18 protein-coding genes and 1 tRNA gene are annotated in these 21,233 nt (G+C 60.7%); 10 read left to right on the forward strand and 9 right to left on the reverse strand.

Annotated elements, in window-relative coordinates; translation table 11 throughout:
- Nucleotides 1-15 precede the first annotated feature (15 nt).
- Nucleotides 16-1,338 (reverse strand): ATP/GTP-binding protein, encoded by a 1,323-nt coding sequence (locus ACFE77_RS01815; protein ID WP_375419911.1) that lies wholly within the window; start codon nucleotides 1,336-1,338, stop codon nucleotides 16-18.
- Between the two features lie 232 nt (nucleotides 1,339-1,570).
- On the opposite strand from ACFE77_RS01815, the gene ACFE77_RS01820 reads away from it, so the two are divergent.
- Nucleotides 1,571-2,116: a recombinase family protein gene (locus tag ACFE77_RS01820; RefSeq protein WP_375419912.1), complete on the forward strand. Its 546-nt coding sequence runs from the start codon at nucleotides 1,571-1,573 to the stop codon at nucleotides 2,114-2,116.
- A 311-nt stretch (nucleotides 2,117-2,427) separates the two neighbouring features.
- Here ACFE77_RS01820 and ACFE77_RS01825 read toward each other — a convergent pair whose 3' ends face one another.
- The 7 genes from ACFE77_RS01825 to ACFE77_RS01855 all read right to left on the reverse strand — a co-directional run bounded on the left by ACFE77_RS01825 (nucleotide 2,428) and on the right by ACFE77_RS01855 (nucleotide 9,611).
- On the reverse strand, nucleotides 2,428-2,676 hold the full coding sequence (locus ACFE77_RS01825) for a DUF6771 family protein (RefSeq protein ID WP_375419913.1): 249 nt from the start codon (nucleotides 2,674-2,676) through the stop codon (nucleotides 2,428-2,430).
- Nucleotides 2,677-2,879: 203 nt separating this feature from the next.
- Nucleotides 2,880-3,746, reverse strand: a complete 867-nt coding sequence (locus ACFE77_RS01830; protein ID WP_375419914.1) for a DUF6615 family protein — start codon at nucleotides 3,744-3,746, stop codon at nucleotides 2,880-2,882.
- A 1-nt stretch (nucleotide 3,747) separates the two neighbouring features.
- Complete coding sequence (drt5, locus tag ACFE77_RS01835; RefSeq protein WP_375419915.1) at nucleotides 3,748-5,355, reverse strand: antiviral reverse transcriptase Drt5; 1,608 nt, start codon at nucleotides 5,353-5,355, stop codon at nucleotides 3,748-3,750.
- 337 nt (nucleotides 5,356-5,692) lie between these two features.
- On the reverse strand, nucleotides 5,693-7,132 hold the full coding sequence (locus ACFE77_RS01840; protein WP_375419916.1) for a hypothetical protein: 1,440 nt from the start codon (nucleotides 7,130-7,132) through the stop codon (nucleotides 5,693-5,695).
- A 496-nt stretch (nucleotides 7,133-7,628) separates the two neighbouring features.
- Complete coding sequence (locus ACFE77_RS01845) at nucleotides 7,629-7,826, reverse strand: AlpA family phage regulatory protein (protein WP_375419917.1); 198 nt, start codon at nucleotides 7,824-7,826, stop codon at nucleotides 7,629-7,631.
- 336 nt (nucleotides 7,827-8,162) lie between these two features.
- Nucleotides 8,163-9,362 carry a tyrosine-type recombinase/integrase gene (locus ACFE77_RS01850; protein WP_375419918.1) on the reverse strand — a complete coding sequence of 400 codons (1,200 nt, stop codon included), beginning with the start codon at nucleotides 9,360-9,362 and terminating at the stop codon, nucleotides 8,163-8,165.
- A 162-nt stretch (nucleotides 9,363-9,524) separates the two neighbouring features.
- Nucleotides 9,525-9,611 (reverse strand) — tRNA-Leu (locus ACFE77_RS01855).
- Between the two features lie 103 nt (nucleotides 9,612-9,714).
- Here ACFE77_RS01855 and ACFE77_RS01860 point away from each other — a divergent pair.
- The 7 genes from ACFE77_RS01860 to ACFE77_RS01890 all read left to right on the forward strand — a co-directional run bounded on the left by ACFE77_RS01860 (nucleotide 9,715) and on the right by ACFE77_RS01890 (nucleotide 19,276).
- A complete protein-coding gene (locus ACFE77_RS01860) occupies nucleotides 9,715-10,659 on the forward strand; it encodes a complex I NDUFA9 subunit family protein (protein WP_375419919.1) in 945 nt (314 codons plus the stop codon).
- 11 nt (nucleotides 10,660-10,670) lie between these two features.
- The gene (locus tag ACFE77_RS01865; protein ID WP_375419920.1) at nucleotides 10,671-11,477 is read left to right on the forward strand and encodes an undecaprenyl-diphosphate phosphatase; all 807 of its coding nucleotides are present in this window, start codon (nucleotides 10,671-10,673) and stop codon (nucleotides 11,475-11,477) included.
- A 153-nt stretch (nucleotides 11,478-11,630) separates the two neighbouring features.
- Nucleotides 11,631-13,079, forward strand: coding sequence for an NAD(P)-dependent oxidoreductase (locus tag ACFE77_RS01870; protein WP_375419921.1), 1,449 nt, complete (start codon nucleotides 11,631-11,633; stop codon nucleotides 13,077-13,079).
- A complete protein-coding gene (locus ACFE77_RS01875) occupies nucleotides 13,037-13,369 on the forward strand; it encodes a hypothetical protein (RefSeq protein ID WP_375419922.1) in 333 nt (110 codons plus the stop codon). The genes ACFE77_RS01870 and ACFE77_RS01875 overlap by 43 nt, the downstream gene beginning before the upstream one ends.
- Nucleotides 13,366-13,845 carry a hypothetical protein gene (locus ACFE77_RS01880; RefSeq protein WP_375419923.1) on the forward strand — a complete coding sequence of 160 codons (480 nt, stop codon included), beginning with the start codon at nucleotides 13,366-13,368 and terminating at the stop codon, nucleotides 13,843-13,845. Before ACFE77_RS01875 ends, ACFE77_RS01880 begins: the two co-directional genes overlap by 4 nt.
- The gene (gene gltB, locus ACFE77_RS01885; RefSeq protein ID WP_375419924.1) at nucleotides 13,842-18,356 is read left to right on the forward strand and encodes a glutamate synthase large subunit; all 4,515 of its coding nucleotides are present in this window, start codon (nucleotides 13,842-13,844) and stop codon (nucleotides 18,354-18,356) included. The genes ACFE77_RS01880 and gltB overlap by 4 nt, the downstream gene beginning before the upstream one ends.
- 245 nt (nucleotides 18,357-18,601) lie before the next feature.
- Complete coding sequence (locus tag ACFE77_RS01890) at nucleotides 18,602-19,276, forward strand: glutathione S-transferase family protein (RefSeq protein ID WP_375419987.1); 675 nt, start codon at nucleotides 18,602-18,604, stop codon at nucleotides 19,274-19,276.
- Between the two features lie 306 nt (nucleotides 19,277-19,582).
- Here ACFE77_RS01890 and ACFE77_RS01895 read toward each other — a convergent pair whose 3' ends face one another.
- Nucleotides 19,583-19,993, reverse strand: a complete 411-nt coding sequence (locus ACFE77_RS01895; RefSeq protein WP_375419925.1) for a DUF1810 domain-containing protein — start codon at nucleotides 19,991-19,993, stop codon at nucleotides 19,583-19,585.
- Nucleotides 19,994-20,077: 84 nt separating this feature from the next.
- Here ACFE77_RS01895 and ACFE77_RS01900 point away from each other — a divergent pair, with 84 nt between their 5' ends.
- Both ACFE77_RS01900 and ACFE77_RS01905 read left to right on the forward strand, forming a co-directional pair.
- Entirely contained in the window at nucleotides 20,078-20,572 is a 495-nt protein-coding gene (locus ACFE77_RS01900) for a hypothetical protein (protein ID WP_375419926.1), read from the forward strand.
- Nucleotides 20,572-21,192, forward strand: a complete 621-nt coding sequence (locus ACFE77_RS01905; RefSeq protein ID WP_375419927.1) for a YbhB/YbcL family Raf kinase inhibitor-like protein — start codon at nucleotides 20,572-20,574, stop codon at nucleotides 21,190-21,192. The genes ACFE77_RS01900 and ACFE77_RS01905 overlap by 1 nt, the downstream gene beginning before the upstream one ends.
- Nucleotides 21,193-21,233: the final 41 nt, after the last annotated feature.

Genomic DNA, 21,233 nt, shown 5'->3' on the forward strand with positions numbered 1-21,233 from the left:
GTAAAGACCGAGCGTTTAGCCATTATCGTCTTCCGAGATAATAGTCAGTCTCTTGTCGTTTATGGCAGTAAGCCAAGTTGGGTCTATCCCTGCTGGCGGCACCGCACCGTACCGACCTTTGAGGTATCCCGACTCGAAGTTTTCATCCTTACGAGGCGAAAACTCGATTAGCGAGAAGAGGGAGGATAGCCCCTCCATATCACGTTCACAAAACCAGATCTGGTCTCGTCTTAGATGTTGTAAATTCAAAAGCCTTGTTTCGTGAGTAGAGAATATGAGCTGCGCGCCCTTTGGATTAGAAGCCTTATTCTGAAACAGCGCTAGTAGCTGACTCGCTACATGAGGATGCATGCTTGTCTCTAATTCATCTACAATGCAAACCTTGCCGAACTTGAGCGCTGTGATCATTCCCGCAGAGAGAGCGTATAGGCGTTTGATACCACGGGATTGCTTCTCAAACGGTATTTCCGCCTTCTTTCCATTGTGCACTACCACGAAGCTTACCTTGTGACGGCGTGCATCCTCTAACGCATCGTTGGCATCCTCACCATCATCCGGTGTCTTACGAATGACTATATCGCTGATGCACGGGTCCGCTGCTCTTAGAAGTGGTAGCAGTAGTGCCTTAAAGTTCTTATGATCATGGGCAAGCTTTGATGTGGCTCCTTGATCAAAGGCGGCAACATTCAACTTGATCTCTGTGATGAAGCGGTCACGAAACCATTTTTCAATTCGGAGGCTTTCGACCTGATTGTCTTGGGATAATGATGATAGCAATAGGCTGTTCTCTCGCGTCCTACGGAACGATGATTCGTGCTCGCGCTTATCGCCCGAAAGCTTTGGCCCAGTTTCAAGCTCATACTCGGCGGTCAATTCGGATCCGTTCTTCGCAACACTCTTTGCCGTTCTCTTGAACAGCAGGCGCTCGCGTCCAAGTGGATAGCTATACAGCCATTCCTCTTCGAAGTGGGTTAATCGGGTCCTAAAGCCATACCTATAGAGTATGCCACCAGTTTGGAAGCTCACTTCGAAGAAAGAAGGTCTCTTTGTACTGCTTGCATTAGGATCGACTCTAGTGCCGGTACCCGACTTCCATGCAGATTGCGAGGATAAGACCGCTTGACGCATGTAAGCTAAGCCAAGGAGAAGATTAGTCTTTCCGGAAGCATTTGAGCCGTAGATCGCAACTGCGGGAAGTAAGCGGTGTTTGCTCGTGGCGCCTCGTTCTTGGCCGATAAGGGCGCCGGGAAGTGTTCTATCGGACTTCCGAGCCATTAAGCTCAGCGTGGTACGATCCTGAAAGGATTTGAAATTTTCAAGTGTGAATGAAATGAGCATGCAAATCCCCGGTTCCAGGGGACCAGAGGCGATTTTTTGCGAATTGTCCACAAAAAGCGGAGGCGAGCGGCACCGATCCCCCTTGCCGCGGAGCTTCGAGTGCCGCTTCCTCATTTGGGTAAACCGATACGAGACATGCCGATGGTACACACTAAGTGTCTCAATAGGGCTTGACCCCGCTAATTGAGACAGTCATAGCTGATGCTCTAGAGGCTAATGAGACATCGCAGCTATGAATACGATCATCGGGTACGCGCGGGTTTCCTCTGACGATCAGGATTGCACGGTACAGGAAGAAGCTCTCCGCGCCGCCGGTTGCACCATCGTTCGTTCGGAAAAGAAGAGCGGCACCACGACGGAAGGCCGCCAGGAACTCGACACGCTGCTGTCGTTCGTCCGTACCGGCGACACCCTCATGGTGACGCGTATTGATCGCCTAGCGCGCTCTGTAGCCGACCTAGAGAAGATCGTAGCGGCGTTGAAGGCGAAGGGTGCGTACCTCCGTGCTACCGAGCAGCCTATCGACACGTCCACCCCTGCCGGTCTTGCCTTCCTACAGATGCTTGGTGTGTTCGCGCAGTTCGAGACTGCGATCCGTAAGGAGCGGCAGATGGAAGGCATCGCACGGGCTAAGGCGAATGGCGTCTATAAGGGCCGTAAGGCTTCGGTGGACGTTGCTGCCGTGCGGACGATGCGAGATGGCGGGATAGGCCCTAGCGACATCGCTAAGCGGCTAGGGATCGGTCGTGCCAGCGTGTACAGGGCGCTCGCCGTTTAGGAGTGCTGCCATGCTACCCGCTCGGGGCGATGGTAGCAGCATCGCCTATCGACGCGATCAGGTCACCCTGCTTATCGCCCATGCACGCGCTAACGCATCAAGCGCGGCACGTGACACGCTGTCACCTGCATCGATGGCTAGCAGCCTGCGGGCTGCGATACCCGTCTGCTTAGCTAGCATCCCAAGCGGTATAGCCTTCTACTCCATCCATACGGCAAACCAGCAGCTACCTGTAGCGATGGCATTTGCAACCGGGTGATCGGGCGTCCACCTATTTAGCTTCACCAGAACCGGCTTCTGTCCTTTGTGCGTCATCGCTCATCGATGGTAAAACGGCGAGGCGGTGTGATTCCGGCAACGGGTAGCGGGAGGTTTAGCTGGTCCATATCGTAGGCTGGCAAGGGATGTTCCAGCCTATCAGCTAGGTGATTTGCTAGGACCAAGGCGGCACGCTCGCGCATAGCGGCGTCCCTCATCGAAAGCCCTATAACGGCGAACTTCGGTGCATCAGCGATGGCATCAAGAAGCTGGTTCGGCAGGTTGGTCATGGTCGTGTTCATACGTCCATGTTCCTCATCTGTTCCGATTCGTCTAGCTCGGAACCGCCGGGTTGAGAATCGGAAGGGCAACGGCACCTAAACCGCGAGGGGCGCGATGTCCTAGGAGGATTGGAGAAGGCGCTCACCAGTCCATGCAGTGTGGTGGCTTCGATTGCAGGTATCCTCACACCCTCAAAGAAGACGATCCAAACTGCCGTGGGCTCTCAGCGGTAATCGTCTTCCCCGTATGTTGTTCGTGCCTCAGGAGGCGAGACAAACACCACCTTGTACCTGCTCCGCAGGCCTTCATCGTAAGGGAAGAGCGGGAGCGGGCCCTCACCTAGCGGGGGTACTATGTCATCGTCACCGATTGCTTGCACAAGCCTGGATCGTACCGTCGCCGGTGATATCGAGCTTCGAGATACCAACGCCTGTCTGTCAAATTCAAGAAGCTCTAGCGTTCTACTCAACCGGCTATTAGCTATACGATAGCGGCGAGGCTTTGGACAGAGTATCTTACTTATAGAGAACATGCGGGGGTGAATGGTACGAAGATTCGATGTGCGCGTTGCTGAAAGCTTACCGCTCTGTTTATCTTTAACCAGCCCATCAATGAATTTACCACCCGCGAAGGATAAGCTGTGCATAATCATGCCACGTATCCGCATTGTGTCTCGAACAGATTTATGGGTGTAGAATAGATATAGAGGAAAAGTAGCGTACCGCCGCGCCGCTTCGGAGACGAGCAAACTGGATTGGAGCTTGCCATGCGCAAGCCCTCCTACTCTATGAAAAATTTCAGGGTAGCTCCTGCGAGACCAGACCGCCCCGCTACCGTAAAGCCGTTTGGCTTGGATAAGCAATGTAAAATGCGAGGAGCCATCCTCAGCAGCAAATATCCACTCCATATCTGCGCCAGTCTGCGACTCGACGGGAAAGTCTACAGTCACACCATAAGCACGAAGAGAAACTAACCCACCCATCAGGATATCGGTCATCGTCTCTTCTCGGAACGATCGTGACAGGTCATTTGCTCGGTCGAGCATTGCGCCGATGTGACGCTCCATATTGCGTGCGAAACTACATAGCATTTCAGTTCTTCTGTACGATATTGGAGATGAGCCGGTTCATCTCAGAGCCGTTAGCGAAGTAGCCGAGTAAGTAATTTCGAGCTTGCCGATCCATCGCACGCGATCCAACCGCGGAGGCCCACGCCAGCCAGTCAGACCTCCCCTCGCGCAGGTAAAACTCACGCATTTCCGGAAGACCATAACGAAGGTCTGCAATCTCTAAAATCTTAGATTTCGAAATATCTGTCGAGCTTCTATGCTTGAACAGGCTGTCGACTAGCGCCGGAGCATGCTTCGTGTCCATCAGGTAAGACTCCAACATCATACCAAACCAAAAAAGCTGGTACTCATCAACATGCTCATTTCCGTTGATGACACTGAGAACGACCTCTGCCACCCGTTCCTTGTCCGATGCTGCCGCGCAAAGACCGTAAAAGTTTTTGGCTAGATGGGGGTAGCCGCTAGCGAATTTATCTAAGTGAGCTTCAACCAACGATACATTGTCTCGAAGAACAACAAGCAGTAGTTCTGCATCTTCTTCGGTAAGCTTTTCACTGTCTAGTGTTTCTTTGACAAATGCTATCTCTTCATCATCAAGGGGGATTATAGCGTCTGTACCATTTGCTCCTAAGTCAGCTGAATCCCCATCTGCCTCGTCGTCATCCGCTTCGGAAACGCACTGGTCAAACTCATCGTAATGAGAGACGATAAGACTGCGACGTCGTTTTAGGAGCCGTTGCTTAAGGGCACTGACCGGCGTTTCATCGTGATCATCGAAGTCCCATATTGTTCCAGATTTTGTCTTGCTGGCATTGACGGATAGACCTTTTAGCCCTAGCAGGCGCTGAATATGCGCAAAGTCATTGTTAAGTACATTGATGTTGTCGTCGAATATGTACACATCATCCATGAACCGGCACATTTTTTGCGATCGGATTGTAGCTGAAGACTCCAAGAAACGTAAGAAGTCATTACCTATCATCTTTGTTGGATAGAGGCCTTGCGGCAAGCAATCAAGTGAGCGGCCCGCATTGATCTCGCGCAAGAACCTTCCGAAGGCTTCTACATCGCTGGGGTCATCAGGCTTTAGTGCAGCGAACCATGCATGTAGATCATGATGATATATGCCATTAAAATACGAAGAAATATCGAAGTAAAAGTACTCTTCATGAGCAAACGTTGCATCTGCCGCAAATCGGCGGAACTCTGCGTAACTTGATGACGCCGCTACTGGTCGACCTTTGATAAATCGGTAGCCAAAATGCCGCCGATCCTCATTGTGCGGTTTGCGAAACTTTGCACGGTTTCGAAATATAATATCATAAAGGAACAGCTCAGCAACCGGGTCCAATTTTACCGTACGCCGTAGATGTATGCCGTCCTTATTGGCATAGACGCGGCGCTGTGGCAGGAACGAACCATCTCCTTTGAGCAATGATGCGGCATAGTCTAAAAGCTCTTGTGCGCCGTTCTCAACAAGAAATCGATTAGTAGTTAGCGGGTAAAGCGTGCTTGGAAGGTCCTCCAAATAGAAGGATCGGGATGAGTATGGAGATGTGGAGTTTGCGGGTCGCGACCTCGGTGCGATTTCGCTGGCTGGAACCAGTGCGATCTTCGGCTTTCTTGCCATCTATTAGGCTCCATAGCTTTGGTCCGGCGCAGCGAGTAGCAGCTCTCGTCCGGTGCTTGCCACATGTAGTTCCGTTTCGCTACCGCCCGTTGACTGGGAAGCGCGTAGCCTTGTGTTCGCACGTCGTGGTCATGTGGATGCTTTGGTGACCCGAGAGGTTGCGATGCGACACGCCTCGTAAGCGCTGGAAACGCAACGCTCCCCTTTTTAGCCGCCTACAGTCCCTTTAGCGTCCGCCGCTACTCAAGTAGCTCTCAACACCCTTTCGGCGTTGGCTGCCCACCGGCTGGCACCCTAAAGGGCTTGTTCTGCCGGTCTTTCGGGTGCCGGTTGGGTATCAGCGTTTAGCTTCGATAAAGGGCTTGATACCTACGTGCTTTTGAAAAGCTGCCGATAACACGGCTTCGGCAAGCGCTCTTTTCGAGACAGGTACGATGATAGAGTCATGTACCGGTAAGACAGGTACATCGCGGACCATCGCCAAGGTATGCACGGCTTCCAGTACCGCTTCGCTCTCGATGAATTGCAGATCGCCCCACCGGTAGGAGCTATCGGGCCAATCGATTAACAGAGGTATAGCCTGTAGCGTAGCCCGCCTGACGTCGTCGAATGGGGGAAGCGCGAGTGGCGGCAGCCCCCGTTTTGTCCGGCTCTTCGCATAGTTCTTCCGGGAGTCGTCCGTCCAATCAGGATGAAATTTGGTGTGGCCCAAAGTCATGGTGACGAATGTCTTGATCGCGCCCCGGTCGAAGCCATCTATTGTGTAGGGATCAGGGTAGTTCGGCACGTCCACCTTCATCTTGGCATGAAGGATGGTGATGTGACTCGCCTTGATATCTAGCTCCACCGTAGCTTCGCCGTTGATAGTGATGCCCGCCCGTTCGATTTCGGACATGTGCTGATAGCCATCGCCAATCGAGTAAACGCGCGCTCCCTGATCCCAACCATATGTCTTGCTGCCACCTACGCCCTTGGCGAAGATGCGATGGAAGGCGTAGTGCCGGTCGGGTTCGATGACGACATCGTAGAAGTATGCATTTAGCTCATCGATGGGCCTTGCAAGGGCGATCACGGTAGGATCGCGCCTATCAACGTACATCCGCTTGCCCTTACCCTTTGGGTTGCATTCAGCCTTAAGAACGATGGGGTGCGGGATTGCTCTAGGTCGTGGCAACCGGTGGAAGTGTGTCCGCCAGTCGGCAGGTACGATGCCGTAGCTCCCTGCTTTATCGATAAGGCTCGCCGTTGCTTTGAACCGGGTTGCGACGGCCTTCGCAAAGAAGCCGCTATGCTCCTTATAGCCCTTTTCACGGTGCAGATACCCAAGGGCTTCCATACCGTCTGCAACTTCGCGGAAGGGCCAATAGCCTACCTGTAGAAGCCGAAAGGCATCGGGACTCATCCCGTGATACCCATAAGCTGGATTGGCTTTGGCCTCGATACGCAGAAGGTTGGCGAGCAGCGCAGCTAATGCCATTTTGAACTGCTTACTTGGTTTGTACGTCCGTGCTGTAGCAACTTCGATTTCATTTGCGAAAGCATCAACGAAGCTGATCGCTTGTGGACTACCTACACCGTAGATCAATGAGAGATAATAACCATCACCTTGCCAGATCGAAGGCGTGGCATTGGCAGCAACCGTACCTGCCTTCGCTGTAGGTAAATCTGAGCTGTGTCCGGGCGAACCAAGACAGCTTCTATCGTTTTCTTTAACTAAAAAAGATTGAGGTTTTAGAGGGTATATAGAGTTAGGGTTTCGAGCTTGACGATCGGGCATGGGAGCTTCTTTGTTTAAAGAACTATAAGGTATGTTTAGGTGACAATGTAAAAAACAGTTAAGTCTGCATCGACCCAACGTTTAAAGTGCCTATAATAATTATGCCTATATAACAAGATGAGGTGCTTAACAGCGCAATATATATGCCCACATAAGTACATGGGACTAAGGTAGGTCTTTTATGGGCGCGGAACCGCTATCTTCACGCTTACTGTCGCTTTGATTGTAATGGAAAGCCCAGCGACAACCGATGCACGGGAGCGAGTCGTCTAGCCCAGCTCCCGCGCGTCAAGTTGGAATCTTAAAGTATCGAGCCTAGTTATTACGCCTTCAAGCTGCATCCTCTCAAGGCTTCGTAGCGATCTGCTGGCGTGGACCGTGTAAAGCTTGCCGCATACGTCAATAATGGTTTCAGTAAGCTTGGCCCTTTCTCGCGCGTGCTTTTTTCGGGTACGTTCGTCCATGTCTTCTCGAAAGCTCATTGTGTAATTCGTCCTCAGGTTAACTGATTAGGCCTGTTTTCTTTCTTGTAACCAGCGCTCGATATCAGATTGCTTCCAGCCACGCTTCTACTTCCAAGCAACGTGAAAGGACGGGGAAAATCACCGCGGGCGATAGCAGCATAAATTGAGCTTCTCGATAATCCCGTAACTGCCTCAACATCGAAGCGACGCATAATCCTATCCAATTTCATTCTTCACCTCGCAACGCCTCTATTAGCTGATCCGAGTAGGGCGGTCAAAACAGCCTGAATGTTACACAAGCAAGCAACGATGTGCGATCCCAAGATAATTCTATGCCTATTTTGGCGTCCAATTTGTCACAATATGATATTTGATTAGCGACCCAAATCGATTAGCGGCTCTAATCGCCCATACTCAAGCTGAAATGGGCGATATTTGTAGCGTTTGGCGCTAGGTACTCATCAAGCGCCGCTCGCTATGGAGTGTCCGCTTGAGGGTTAGGGATAGCTGCTCGGCGACAGCGACCGCTATCGACAGCGGTGCACACCTCAAGTGTCAAAGTCCGGCTATGTAGCGCCTGCATCGGAACGCAAGTGATCGAGGTAATCCGCCCACCACTGTGCCATCCGCACACGCTCGGACCAGTGACTGCCTCGGTGGTACGCCGCCCGCACCGCGCTTCTGTCGCGATGAGCTAGGGCGCGTTCTATGGCGTCCGGGTTCCAGTGGCCGCTTTCATTCAACAGCGTACTCGCCATTGCCCGAAAACCGTGTGAGGTCATCTCCTCACGCCCATACCCTAGACGACGTAGAGCGGCATTCAACGTGTTCTCCGACATAGGGCGAGTGCCGGGATAAAGTGACGAGAACACGTATTTGTAGCGGCTTGTAAGCGCCATCGCCTCACGGAGGATGCGAACCGCTTGCTTTGAAAGTGGAACGTCGTGCCCATCTCGCATTTTCATTTTGAAGGCAGGGATGCACCAAACAGCTGCGTCTAGGTCAAACTCCGTCCATTCGGCAGCCCGGAGTTCGCCGGGCCGTGCATAGACGAGCGGGGCGAGTCGAAGTGCCAGTTTCGTCATCGGCTGTCCCGAAAAGCCGTCTATGGCCCGTAGCAATCCGCCAACCTGCTTTGGTTCGATCAGCGCAGCATGATGCTTCGCTATTGGCGCAATTAGTGCGCCGCGAAGCGCCGCGGCGGGATCGCTCTGTGCTCGCGATGTGGCTACCGCATATCTAAATACGCGACCTGCGAATGAGCGCATCCGGCGAGCGGTTTCTAGATGCCCTTGCTTCTCGACCGCCTTCAACGAGGCAAGAAGGTCTGCTGGCGTAATTGCGTCTATCGCCAACCCACCAATCGCTGGTTCCAACAGGGACAGAAGCCAGCGGGATTTGTTGATCGTGACGTGCGCTCGTCCCTCCCGTTGAACCTTATCAAGATACTCGTCTGCAACGAGTTTGAAGGTAGTAGCCGCCTGATTAATGGCAGTAATCTTGGCTGTCCGCCTGTGCTCCGACGGATCGATGCCAGCGGCAACCAGCTTACGTGCCTCATCGCATTTCGACCTAGCTTCTTTAAGCGGGACATCGGGGTACCGACCCAATGACAATTTCTTCTCTCTGCCGAGATGCCGGTATTTAAACCGCCACAGCTTTCCGCCGGAGGGCTGGATCAGCAGGAATAGCCCCTTCTCGTCCGTTAGCTTCCTCGGTTTAGCTGATGCCTTTGCGGCGCGGATAGCTGTGTCAGTCAAAGGCATGGGGGCCACTCCAAGCAAACCCTGCGGGTGGCCCCCGTTGTGGCCCCATTTCGCTCCCGGCTCCGGCAGGAACAACTAGGACCTTGGCGGCCTGCGAGCTGAAAGAAATGGCAGATTTCTGCGGATTTTTCAATCAACGCAGGAACACCGCGGACGGTGTAGTGGTGCCCAGAAGAGGACTCGAACCTCCACGACCTTGCGATCGCCAGCACCTGAAGCTGGTGCGTCTACCAATTCCGCCATCTGGGCACGGGGTAGGCCGGCGCCTCTAGGGGAGCGGCGCGGCGCTTGTCAACCGGCCTCGGGCTGGGGCAAGGGGCTTGGGCGAAATGCCACGGGAAAAGGTCGGGTGATGAAAGACGGACTGGTGACGATGATCGGTGGCGGCGGCTTCGTCGGCCGCTATGTCGCACAAGCCTTGTTCAAGACGGGCATTCGGGTGCGGATCGCGCAGCGTGACCCACGCGCCGCCTATTTCCTGAAGCCGCTCAGCGCGCTGGGCCAGACCCAGATCGTCGCTGCCGACGTGACCCGGCCCGACAGCATCGCGCACGCGGTCGACGGCGCGGATGTCGTCATCAACCTCGTCGGCGTGCTTGCGGGCGATTTCCAACGTTATCATGTCGACGGCGCGCGGACGGTTGCCGAGGCGGCAGCGAAGGCGGGGGCATCGGCCCTGATCCATGTCTCCGCGATCGGTGCCGACGCCGCGTCGCCATCGGCTTATGGCCGGTCGAAGGGCGAGGGCGAGGCCGCGGTGCGCGCGGCGTTCCCGGCGGCAACGATCGTGCGGCCGTCGATCGTGTTCGGGCGCGAGGACGCCTTCATCAATCGCTTCGCCGGCATGATCGCCAAGGCGCCGGTGGTTCCCGTGCTGCGCGCCGGCACGCGCTTTCAGCCGGTGTTCGCGGCCGATGTCGGCGATGCGATCGCGGCGATCGTCGATCGTCCCGGTGAGACGGCGGGCAAGACCTACGAGCTCGGCGGGCCCGATGTGATGACGATGGGCGAGATCATCCGCTGGATCGCCGCCGCGATCGGCCGCACGCCGTCGATCGTCGAACTGCCCGACGCCGCCGGCGCGCTGATCGCACGCGCCGGGTTCCTGCCGGGCGCACCGATCACTCGCGACCAGTGGCTGATGCTCCAGCGCGACAACGTCGTCGCGCCGGGTGCGGAGGGGCTCGCTGCGCTCGGCGTCACGCCAACGCCGCTCGCCGCGGTCGCGCCGGAATGGCTGGTGAGGTTCCGCCGTCAGGGTCGGTTCGGGCGCCGCAACGCCGATCTCGCCGCCTGATCGCTGCAGCCATGGAACTCATCACCGTCATTCTCCTCGGCATCGTCGAGGGGATCACCGAATTCCTGCCCGTCTCCTCGACCGGCCACCTGATCCTCGCGACCAAGCTGCTCGGCTATGATGCCGGCCGCTGGGAAGTTTTTAACGTCGTCATCCAGCTCGGCGCGATCCTCGCGATCGTCGTGCTGTACTGGCGGACCTTCTGGGCGGTCGGCATGGGACTGCTGCGGCTCGATCCCGTCGCGGTGCGCTTCGTGCGCAACCTGTTGGTGGCGTTCATCCCCGCCGCGGTGATCGGCCTGGCGATCCACAATCAGATCGAAGCGATGCTCGGCAACGCGCAGATCGTCTCGATAGCGCTGATCGTCGGGGGGTTCGCGATCATTGCGGTGGAGCGGTTCGCACCGCGCGGCAACATCGTCGGGGTGGCGGATATCCCGTTGCCGCGGGTCGTTGGGATCGGCTTCCTGCAATGCCTGGCGATGGTGCCGGGTGTCAGCCGATCGGGCGCGACGATCCTCGGCGCGCTGGCGCTGGGGGTGGAACGGCGGACCGCGGCCGAGTTCAGCTTCTTCCTCGCCATTCCGACGATGCTGGGAGCAAGCGCACTGGAACTGGTCAAGAACCGGGAGGCGTTGATGAGCGGGGAGGGCGTCGGGCTCGGCGCGATCGCAATCGGGTTCATCGTGTCGTTCATCGTCGCGCTGCTGGTGGTTCGCTGGTTCGTCGGAATCGTTACCAAGCATGGTTTTGTGCCGTTCGCCTGGTATCGGATCGGCGCAGGGGCGTTGGCATTGGTTCTCCTGTCTCGGGTTTAGGTACGATCCGGACATAGTTATATGTGAGTTGATGCGTCTCTAGAAGCTATCAGCAGAGAAGATGCCGGGATAAGGTCAATATAGCTGCCGTATCGGCCAATATGTTCGTGACGACCCGCTAACGATCGCGTATGCGCCGTCGCGGAGGCTGCCATGGCGAACGATTCCCTGCTGAAGTTTGTCGATCGGGAGCAGGTCTATCCTGCCAAGCGAGCCGCTGAGGATCGCGCCGACGATTTCCGTGAGATCGCGGATCGATACGCGATCGTCGCGGCGGAGGATCAGGCCGGCCGCTGCTCGCAATGCGGTGTGCCCTATTGCTCGGTCCATTGCCCGCTTCATAACCATATCCCGGATTGGCTGCGGCTGACCGCCGAGGGGCGGCTGCGCGAGGCGTATGAGCTCAGCAACGCAACTTCGACGATGCCCGAGATCTGCGGCCGGATCTGCCCGCAGGATCGGTTGTGCGAGGGCAACTGCGTCATCGAATTCTCCGGTCACGGGGCGGTGACGATCGGCTCCGTCGAGAAGTTCATCACCGACAATGCCTGGGAACAGGGCTGGGTCGAGCCGCTGGTGCCGGGGCCGTCGCGTGGCGCGTCTGTCGCGGTGATCGGCGCCGGGCCGGCGGGGCTCACCGCGGCGGAATATCTACGCGGCAACGGCTATGAGGTGCATGTCTACGACCGCCACGATCGCGCGGGCGGGCTGCTGACCTACGGCATTCCCGGCTTCAAGCTGGAAAAGCCAGTGGTGATGCGCCGTGTCGATCGGCTGAAGGCAGGCGGGATCATCTTCCACGAAGGCTTCGCGGTGGGCGACGACGCGTCGCTCGACGATCTCCGCCGCCGCCACGACGCGGTGCTGATCGCGACCGGCGTCTACCGCGCGCGCGCTCTCGACCTGCCAGGCGCCGACGGCGACGCGAACGGCAAGGGCGGCGCGATTGCAGCGCTCGATTTCCTGATTGCGTCGAACCGCAAGGGCTTCGGCGACGCGGTTCCCGAATTCGACGACGGCACGCTGGACGCAGCGGGCAAGGACGTGGTGGTGATCGGCGGTGGCGACACCGCGATGGATTGCGTGCGCACCGCGATCCGCCAGGGCGCCCGCTCGGTCAAATGCCTCTACCGCCGCGATCGCGCCAACATGCCCGGCTCGCAACGCGAAGTCGGCAATGCGGAGGAGGAGGGCGTCGAGTTCATCTGGCTCTCCGCCCCCGCCGCGTTCGAGGCGGACGGCGTGGTCCGCGCGCGGCGCATGCGGCTCGGTGCCGCCGACGCCAGCGGCCGCCGTGCGCCCGAGCCCGATCCTGCGGGCGATTTCACGCTCCACGCCGATCTCGTGATCAAGGCGCTGGGCTTCGATGCCGAGGACCTGCCCGCGCTTTTCGGCGCGCCCGAACTCGGTGTCAGCCGCTGGGGCACCGTGCTGGTCGACGGCAAGACGCTGATGACCAGCCTCGACGGCGTGTTCGCGGCGGGCGACATCGTCCGCGGCGCGAGCTTGGTGGTGTGGGCGATCCGCGACGGCCGCGACGTCGCCTCGGCGATGCACAAATGGCTGAAAGCAAGGGCGAAGAACGCGAAGGTGGCGGCGTGAGGCTGTCCGCCGAACAGGTCGGCGCCATCAAGGCTGCAGCGACGACCGCGTTCGGCGATGACGTGATCGTGCGGCTGTTCGGCAGTCGAGTCCACGACGATCGACGCGGCGGCGACATCGACCTCTATGTCCAGACGACGCCGGAAAAGGCCGACGTCGATCATGAAGTCCGGTTCCGCTCGCTCATCTGGAAGGCGCTCGACGAAGAGCAGATCGACGTGGTCGTCGCGAAACACGGCGACGACCGCTGGATCGATCGTGCAGCCACACGAGAGGGCGTCGTCCTGTGACCCGCGACGAGGTTCGCGAGGCGACGATCGAGGCCGTTCAGGCTGCCGACGAACTCGCTGCGCATCTTGAACGATTGTCGTCGCGAATGGCGTCGTTGCTCCCGGCGCAGCCGGAAGCGCTGGCGGCGTGGGACGATGACCCGTGGGAACGCCTGCATGCATTGCTCCGCATGTTCGAACAGCTTTACGATCTGACCAGCCGCAAGCTGTTCCGTGGTTTCCTGTTCCTGTCGGGGGAAGTCGTCGGTGGGCTGTCGGCGCAGAACCAGTTCCGGCGTGTCGAGGCGCTTGGGGGCATCGAGAGCGCCGATCGTTGGATCGAGATCGGCGTCACCCGCAATATCCTGGTGCACGACTACCCGACCAATATGCCGGCGCGCGTGCAGCGCGCCAATCGCGCCTGGGCGGATCTGCCACCGCTGATCGCCGCCACTCGCCAGACCATTCAAGCGCTTCGCGCGGAGAAGCTGATATGACCACCGAAGCCGAACGCCTTCGTCTCGCCGAGCACGGCATGTACCGTCCCGAATTCGAGGGCGACGCATGCGGCGTCGGCATGGTCGCGGCGACCGACGGCAGGGCGTCGCGCCGGGTCGTCCAGTCCGCCATCGATGCGCTGAAGGCAGTGTGGCACCGCGGCGCGGTCGACGCCGATGGCAAGACCGGCGACGGCGCCGGGCTGCACATCGATCTGCCGCACCGCTTCTTCGACGATGCGGTGGTCGCGTCGGGGCACAAGGTGCTGCCGAACCGGCTCGCGGTCGGCATGATCTTCCTGCCGCGCACCGATCTCGGCGCGTCGGAAAGCTGCCGGACGATCGTCGAGAGCGCGATCATCGAGGCGGGCTACACCATCTATGGTTGGCGGCAGGTGCCGGTCGACGTGTCGGTAATCGGGCTGAAGGCGCAGGCTACCCGGCCGGAGATCGAGCAGATCATGATCGCGGGCCCGCTGCCCGACGAGGTCGATGCGGCGGAGTTCGAGAAGAACCTGTACCTCGTCCGCCGCCGGATCGAGAAGCGCGTGATCGCCGCGCAGATCCAGGGTTTCTACATCTGTTCCCTGTCGTGCCGCTCGATCGTCTACAAGGGGCTGTTCCTCGCCGAGAGCCTGTCCGTCTTCTACCCCGACCTGCAGGACCAGCGCTTCGAATCGCGGGTCGCGATCTTCCACCAGCGCTATTCGACCAACACCTTCCCGCAATGGTGGCTGGCGCAGCCGTTCCGCTGCCTCGCGCACAACGGCGAGATCAACACGATCCGCGGCAACAAGAACTGGATGCTCAGCCACGAGATCCGGATGGCGAGCCTCGCGTTCGGCGACAATTCGGAAGACATCAAGCCGGTGATCCCGGCGGGCGCGTCCGATACCGCCGCGCTCGACGCGGTGTTCGAGGCGATCTGCCGCTCCGGCCGCGACGCCCCGACCGCCAAGCTGATGCTGGTGCCCGAAGCCTGGCAGAAGCGCGGCGACGTGCCCGACGATCACGCCGCGATGTATTCCTATCTGTCGTCGGTGATGGAGCCGTGGGACGGTCCCGCCGCGCTGGCGATGACCGACGGCCGCTGGGCGGTCGCGGGCATGGACCGCAACGCGCTGCGCCCCTTGCGCTACACCCGCACCGCCGACGGGTTGCTGATCGTGGGTTCCGAGAGCGGCATGGTCGTGGTGCCGGAGAGCACCGTGATCGCCAAGGGCCGGCTCGGGCCGGGGCAGATGATCGCGGTCGATCTCGACGAAGGCCGCGTGCTCGAAGACCGCGAGGTGAAGGACCGGATCGCCGGCGAGCAGGACTATGCCGGGATGATCGGCGAGTTCCACACCATGAAGGACCTGCCGGTGGTCGAAGGGGGCGTGATCGTCCGCTACGACCGCGCCGAACTCGCGCGGCGCCAGGTCGCGGCCGGGCAGACGCTGGAGGACATGGAGCTGATCCTGTCGCCGATGGTCGACGGCGCCAAGGAGGCGATCGGGTCGATGGGCGACGACACGCCGCTTGCCGTCATCAGCGACAAGCCGCGGCTGATCAGCCAGTTCTTCCGCCAGAATTTCAGCCAGGTCACCAACCCGCCGATCGATTCGCTGCGCGAACGCCATGTAATGTCGCTGAAGACGCGGTTCGGCAATCTCGCCAATATCCTCGACCTGCGCGACCAGCGCGAACGCGTGCTGGTGCTCGATTCGCCTGTGCTCACCGGCGAACATTGGGTGCGGCTGAAGGCGCATTTCGGCACCAGCGCGGCCGAGATCGACTGCACGTTCGACGCCGGCGGCGGCCCCGAAAAGCTCCGCGCGGCGATCCAGCGGATCCGCAACCAGGCCGAACAGGCGGTGCGCGAGGGCAAGAGCGAGCTCTTCCTGACCGACGAGAACGTGTCGGAGGATCGCGTCGCGATCGCCGGCGTGCTCGCCGCCGCGGCGGTGCACACCCATCTCGTCCGGCGCGGGCTGCGTTCCTTCGCGTCGATCAACGTCCGCACCGCCGAATGCCTCGACACGCATTATTATGCGGTGCTGATCGGCGTCGGCGCCACCACCGTGAACGCCTATCTCGCCGAGGCCGCGATCGTCGATCGTCAGGCGCGCGGCCTGTTCGGCGACCTCAGCCTCGAGGATTGCCTGCGCCGCCACCGCGTCGCGATCGAGGAGGGGCTGCTCAAGATCATGTCGAAGATGGGGATCGCGGTGATCTCCTCCTATCGCGGCGGCTACAATTTCGAGGCGGTCGGGCTCAGCCGGGCGCTGGTCAACGATCTCTTCCCCGGCATGCCCGCGAAGATCTCGGGCGAAGGCTATGCCTCGCTCCATCACAGCGCGACGATCCGTCACGAGGCGGCGTTCGACGAGGCGGTCGCGACGCTGCCGATCGGCGGCTTCTACCGCCAGCGCCACACCGGCGAGACGCATGCCTATTCGGCGCAGTTGATGCACCTGTTGCAGACCGCGGTCGCGACCGACAGCTACACCAGCTATCTGCAATTCTCGCGCGGGGTGTCCGATCTCCCGCCGGTCTATCTGCGCGACCTGCTGCAATTCAACTTCCCCGCGGAGGGGGTTCCCGTCGACCAGGTCGAGGCGATCACCGAGATCCGCAAGCGCTTCGTCACCCCCGGCATGTCGCTCGGCGCGCTCAGCCCCGAAGCGCATGAGACGATGGCGATCGCGATGAACCGGATCGGGGCCAAGGCGGTGTCGGGCGAGGGCGGCGAGGACAAGGCGCGCTACACGCCCTATCCGAACGGCGACAATGCGAACTCGACGATCAAGCAGATCGCGTCCGGCCGGTTCGGCGTCACCGCGGAGTATCTCAACGCCTGCGACGAGATCGAGATCAAGGTCGCCCAAGGTGCCAAGCCCGGCGAGGGCGGGCAGTTGCCCGGCTTCAAGGTCACCGAATTCATCGCACAGCTGCGCCATGCGACCCCGGGCGTCACGCTGATCAGCCCGCCGCCGCATCACGACATCTATTCGATCGAAGATCTCGCGCAGCTCATCTACGACTGCAAGCAGATCAACCCGCGCGCGCGGGTCTGCGTCAAGCTCGTCTCGTCGGCCGGGATCGGCACCGTCGCCGCGGGCGTCGCGAAGGCGCATGCCGACGTGATCCTCGTCGCCGGCCATGTCGGCGGCACCGGCGCCAGCCCACAGACCTCGATCAAATATGCCGGCACCCCGTGGGAAATGGGCCTCAGCGAGGTCAACCAGGTGCTGACGCTCAACGGCCTGCGCGGGCGGGTACGGCTGCGCACCGACGGCGGGCTGAAGACCGGGCGCGACATCGTCATCGCCGCGATTCTCGGCGCCGAGGAGTTCGGGATCGGCACGCTGTCGCTGGTCGCGATGGGTTGCATCATGGTCCGGCAATGCCATTCAAACACCTGCCCGGTCGGCATCTGCACCCAGGATGCGCGGCTGCGCGACAAGTTCGTCGGCACGCCGGAAAAGGTGATCAACCTGATGACCTTCATTGCCGAAGAGGTTCGCGACATCCTCGCGCGGCTAGGCATGAAGAGCCTCGACGAGGTGATCGGCCGCACCGAGCTCCTCCGCCAGGTCAGCCGCGGGGCCGAGCATCTCGACGATCTCGATCTCAACCCGATCCTCGCCAAGGTCGACGCGACCGACGCCGAGCGCCGGTTCAGCCTGTCGACCTTCCGTAACGACGTCCCCGACAGCCTCGACGCGCAGATCATCAAGGACAGCGCCGCGGTGTTCAGCCGCGGCGAGAAGATGCAGCTGACCTATTCGGTGCGCAACACCCACCGCGCGGTCGGCACCCGGCTGTCGAGCGAGGTCACGCGCACCTTCGGCATGTCGAAGCTCGCCGACGGTCACGTCACCATCCGTCTGCGCGGCTCGGCGGGGCAGAGCCTCGGCGCGTTCCTGTGCAAGGGCATCACGCTCGAGGTATTCGGCGACGCCAACGACTATGTCGGCAAGGGATTGTCGGGCGGGATCATCATCCTCCGCCCTGCGGTCAGTTCACCGCTCGCGAGCCAAGACAACACGATCCTCGGCAACACCGTGCTTTACGGCGCGACCTCGGGCAAATTGCTCGCGGCCGGGCAGGCGGGGGAACGCTTCGCGGTCCGCAATTCGGGCGCGACCGTGGTGGTCGAGGGCTGCGGCGCGAACGGCTGCGAATATATGACTGGCGGCGTCGCGGTGCTGCTCGGCAAGGTCGGGCAGAACTTTGGCGCGGGCATGACCGGGGGGATGGCGTTCGTCTACGATCCCGACGCGACTTTCGAACGCCGAGCCAACCCCGACAGCATCGTCTGGCAGCGCGTCGCCACCCAGCATTGGGAGAACACGCTCTACGATCTGGTCGCCGACCACGCCAAGGCGACCGACAGCAAATGGTCGAAGGGGCTGATCGAAGATTGGCCGCGGGTCGTTGGTGATTTCTGGCAGGTCGTGCCGAAGGAAATGCTCACCCGCCTGCCACATCCGCTGTCGGAGGAAGAGGCGATCGCCGCGGAATAAGGCGGAGAGTGGGTTTGTCGTCGCACGTCCTCTCGATGGACGGTGACGCGGCCAAATATCTCCGTCACCCCGGACTTGATCCGGGGTCCCGCTAACGCGCGTGAGCCGCAGCCAATGATTGCGAGGCAAGCGGGACCCCGGATCGAGTCCGGGGTGACGGGATGAGTTTCGGGACAGCTGCGGCGTCACCGACTTCACGGCACCGCCCCTTGCAGCCGCGCCTCCGCCGCCGCTACAGCGAGATGATGTGGCAGCTTTACCAATTCCCCCTGTGCCCCTTCTCCCGCAAGGTCCGGCTGTTGCTGGGCGAGAAGGGCGTCGGCTATGAACTGGTGAAGGAATATCCCTGGGAACGGCGCGACGAGTTCATCGACATGAACCCCGCCGGCCAGACCCCGGTGATGGTCGACGTCGCCCGCGCGTCGGCGCCGCTGATCGATTCGGTCGCGATCTGCGAATATGTCGAGGAGACCGTCGACAAGGCCGCGATGATCAACGGCACCGCCGCCAATCGCGCCGAGATCCGGCGGCTCGTGACGTGGTTCGACACTCAATTCTACCGCGACGTCACCGGGCTGCTGCTCCACGAACGCGTCGTCAAGCGCATCGCGCAGCGCTCGGCGCCGGACGCGCGCGGCCTGCGCGATGCGATGAAGGGGGCGGTCGGGCACCTCGATTATATCGATTACCTGCTCGATCACCGGAACTGGCTGGCGGGCGCGACGATGAGCCTCGCCGATCTCGCCGCCGCCGCGCAGATCTCGGTCACCGACTATCTCGGCGGGATCGACTGGAAGGGCCACGAACAGACCGCCCGCTGGTATCGCGGCCTGAAAAGCCGCCCAGCCTTCCGCCCGTTGCTGTCGGAACGGATGGAAATGATCAATCCGCCGGCTCATTATGATAATGTGGATTTCTGACGGGTAGGGTCGGGCGCCTTCCGTTCACCCGTTTGTCCAGTCACCCCTCGGTACGTCCAGCGTTCCTGTCCGCCAGCCGATCCTTGCTCGCAGCCACCACCCCCGTTCGTCCTGACACCAACCCCGTTCGTCCTGAGTAGGGATCGAGTAGCTGCGTCAGCAGTGTATCGAGAGCCCGTATCGAAGGACAGGTTGGCGTGCGGAACCCATGCTTCGATACGAGCCTTCGATACGGCTCTTCGAGCCTACTCAGTCTCTACTCAGCACGAACGGGGTGGGGTGGTTCCATCTAACTCCACCTCACCCTCACCCCAACAGCCGCAGCGTCTCCGCATCCCGCTCGCCCCCGAAGAATCGTTCGAGCGCAGTAGCGAACGGCGCCCCATCCTCCGCGACCGCCTCGAACAACGTCATCGACGACCGCAGCTTGACCGCGTCGATCCCGCCGAAGATCGCCTCCGCGCTCCCCGCCGTCGCCGTCGCCACGCCGGTCGCCTCGATCAGCCGCGCACCCAGCAGCGGGTGTGCCAGATACGCGCGTGCCTCTGCGGCCGACGCGATCGCATAGAAGCGCGCGGTCTCGCTCCGCCCCAGCCCGGCGATCTGCGGGAACACGAACCACATCCAGTGGCTGGCCTTCCGCCCGCGACGAAGCTCGGCGATCGCCGCGGCATAGCTGGTCTGCTGCGCACGGACGAAGCGGTCGAGAGCATTCATGCGCCCCATCTGGGCAACCGACGCGGCGACCGCAACCGTCGTGGCAGCGATGCGTTCTGATTCCGTAACGACGGGGAGCAGCGCATGCGGGCGATCATCGGAATGACGGCGCTGGCCTTGCTGGCCGGGTGCGGCGACGGCAACGATGCGCCGCCCGGCAACGCGGCGGCGTTCGTGCCCCCCGCGGTCCAGGCCCCCGCACCGCTGCCCGGGCAGGCGCAATCGAACCCGCTCACCGCCTATGTCGGCAAATACCCGGGCGACGCGGTCGACGGCGTCGGCTTCTTCGATCGCACCGAGGTCGCGTCCGCGCTGATCGAAGCGGTGCCCGACCCCAAGTTCCGGCGTGCAATAACCAGCCGCGACGTCACCGAGACGCCGATCTTCGCGCGCGGCGGGCGGATCGGCGCGCATGGCTGTGAGCCGCATAATTGCGGCGACAACAACTGGACGTTCCTGGTCCGTCCGAACGGCACCGGTGGGCTAGCCTGCCACCACGTCGCATCGGACGGCGCCAACAGCCGCTGGTATTCGGGTGACAAGCCGGTCGTCCGCCCCGGCGATTGCCCGAGCGCCTGATGCTCGAACATCTTCCCTCGTGGCTGGGCAAGGCCCTGACCGGCCTGCGTGCCGGTGCCGACAAGCTCGCGATCGCGCGCGACGAACTCGGCGGCAGCTATCCCGCGCTGGCGTTGTCGAGCCCGGCCTTCGCCGATGGCGCACGGCTGCCGGAACGCTTTACCGCCGATGGAGAGGGCCGTTCCCCGCCGCTCGTCTGGGGCGATCCGCCTGCGGGCACCGCATGCCTGGCGTTGCTGGTCGAGGATGCCGACGCGCCGACCCCGCAGCCGCTGGTCCACGCCGCGATCTGGGCGCTCGCCGCGGACGCGGGCCGCCTTGCGGAGGGCGATATCGCCGCGGACGGCACCGGCGACGGGGCAGGCGATGTCGGTCGCAACTCCTACCGCCGCGAAGGCTGGCTGCCGCCCGACCCGCCGACGGGGCATGGCGAGCATCGCTATGCCTTCCAGCTGTTCGCGCTGTCCGCGGGGTGCGGCGATCCCGGCCCGACACCTGGCCGGACCGCGATGATCGACGCGATGAGCGGGCATGTGCTCGCCGCCGGACTGCTGATCGGCACCTATAGCCGTGGCGAGGAAGCGCCGGTCGGTCCGGTCGGAGCCGTGGCGCCGGCCTGAAAATGAAAGGGGAGGGCGGCGGCGCGGTGTTCGGCACCGTG

Origin of the sequence: uncultured Sphingomonas sp. (genome assembly GCF_964243315.1) — a bacterium.
Lineage (GTDB): Bacteria > Pseudomonadota > Alphaproteobacteria > Sphingomonadales > Sphingomonadaceae > Sphingomonas.